The organism is Monashia sp. HAY1-2A (genome assembly GCF_056755315.1).
This window is the reverse complement of sequence record NZ_JBNDHY010000442.1, coordinates 1-268: the sequence shown is the minus strand read 5'-3', so window position 1 is coordinate 268 and position 268 is coordinate 1. Positions and strand designations below refer to the sequence as shown.

Below are 268 nucleotides of genomic sequence, written 5' to 3'. Positions count from 1 at the left end.
CGACGTCGTCGCACGTGTAGAACGCGGGCAGGTGGCTGCCGTTGTTCACGCTGTAGAAGGCGCGCGCGAAATCGTCCAGCGAGCGCCTGTCGCCCGAGAGTTCGCGGATGTGCGTGTCGACGTCCAGCCAGATCAGCATGCCCTCGACGTAGTAATCCTCGCTGCGCTGCCAGTTCGGCCAGCCCAGGCCGCGGCACGCATTGAGGATCGGGTCGTAGACCGTGTCCTGCACGGCGCGCCACGCACGGCCCGCGACGCTGTCGTAGCG

Annotated in this window: 1 protein-coding gene; it reads right to left on the bottom strand. The window is 67.5% G+C overall.

Going from position 1 to position 268, the window contains the following annotated elements; translation table 11 throughout:
* Positions 1-268 (bottom strand): hypothetical protein (locus tag ACPYOM_RS22645; RefSeq protein WP_481347687.1); only part of this gene is annotated, 268 nt, incomplete at both ends.